This window comes from Mycobacterium sp. E3247 (genome assembly GCF_001667785.1).
In the GTDB taxonomy this organism is placed as follows: Bacteria; Actinomycetota; Actinomycetes; order Mycobacteriales; family Mycobacteriaceae; genus Mycobacterium.
Genome location: NZ_LZJG01000420.1, coordinates 1 through 1533 on the forward strand (window position 1 = coordinate 1; position 1533 = coordinate 1533).

2 protein-coding genes are annotated in these 1533 nt (G+C 65.0%); both read left to right on the forward strand.

What is annotated here, in order from left to right:
* Nucleotides 1–167 precede the first annotated feature (167 nt).
* Nucleotides 168–785 carry a TetR family transcriptional regulator gene (locus A9X04_RS21660; RefSeq protein WP_067917816.1) on the forward strand — a complete coding sequence of 206 codons (618 nt, stop codon included), beginning with the start codon at nucleotides 168–170 and terminating at the stop codon, nucleotides 783–785.
* Nucleotides 782–1533 (forward strand): SDR family NAD(P)-dependent oxidoreductase (locus A9X04_RS21665; RefSeq protein WP_067924831.1); only part of this gene is annotated, 752 nt, incomplete at its 3' end. The genes A9X04_RS21660 and A9X04_RS21665, both read left to right, overlap by 4 nt.

Sequence of the window (1533 nt, forward strand, 5' to 3'; positions counted from 1 at the left end):
GCGCTGCCCTACTACGAGGCGCTGGCACTGTTCAAACTCGCCATCATCCTCGAAGGCTCGCACGCCCGGCAGGTCAAATCCGGCGTCGATGCCGACCGCACAGACATGGGCCCGCGAGTGATTCGATTGCTTCATGGCGCAGCGGAATTTGCGCGCGGGCAACGGCTATGACCGAACCGCTGACCGATCGGCGACGGCGCCTGCTACGCGCCGACATCGGCCGTACCGCTATCGCGTTGTTCGCTGAGCGCGGTTTTGACACGGTTACTGTAGGCGACATCAGCGCCGCCGCTGGAATCTCCGAACGGACCTTCTTTCGGTACTTCGCATCCAAGGACGAAGTACTGCTGGACTACGAACGTCATGTGTGGGAGCGACTGATCCACGCGCTGGCTTCGCGCCCGGCCGACGAGGGTCCGGTCACCGCGCTACGGCAAGCCTTTTTGGCCACCTCCCACGTCGAACCAGCAGACCGTCTACGCGTCGTGCAACTGGGCCGCATTCTTGCCCAGGCACCGGAGTTGAATGCCCGCAGCCGCGGCCAGCGCCTGGTCAACGACGACGAGCTCGTCGCGCTGGTGGCGGGACGTTTCCCCAAGGGACACAAGGAGTCAACGATGCACGCGCGCATCGCCGTAACGGCGATGAACGCCGTCGCCGCCGCAGAGTTCGGCGCTTGGGTCCAAGGCGGCGGGCGGGGCGACCCGGCCGAGCGAATCCGGGCGGCACTGTCCCTGCTCGAGCAGGGAATCGGCAAGTTCGACGGAGGAGGAGACAACCAGTGACCAATCTCTTCGATCTGACCGGACGCACTGCACTTGTCACCGGCGCCACCCGCGGCATCGGCCGGGCGATCTGCGCGCAGCTGGCATCGTCGGGGGCGGACATCGTGGTAGTCAGCCGCAATTCTGAGGCATGCGAAAAGACCTCAGCCGAGATCGCCGCCACTGGTCGGCGCGCATTCTCGTTGCCCGCCAACGTCAACCGATGGGCCGAATGTGACCGCCTGGTTGACGAAGCCTACGCGGCCGTTGGGCGCATCGACATATTGGTCAATAACGCGGGATCGTCAGTGCGTTACGACAGTGTCGATGCGATCAGCGAAGAGCTCTTCGACAAGACCATTGCGCTGAACCTGAAGGGACCGTTCCGACTGACCGCCGCCATCGGCACCCGGATGGCGGCGGACGGCGGCGGCACCGTGGTCAACATCAGCACTATCTCCGCACACATGGGGGCCTCGCACGCCATCGTGTACGCCGCCGCCAAGGCGGGCCTCAACAATCTCACCAAGTCGTTCGCCCGGGCCTTCGCACCCAAAGTACGGGTCAACGCGGTCATGCCTGGCGCCGTCGACACCGACGTCATGAAGGCATGGCCGCAGACCGAACGCGACTTCGCGGCCAGCACCGCGCTACTCGGCCGAGTCGGTCAGCCAGACGAAATCTCGGGCGCAGTACTGTATCTGGCCTCTGATGCGGCGAGCTTCACCACCGGACAGGTCTTGGCCGTCGACGGCGGACACGTTCCCGG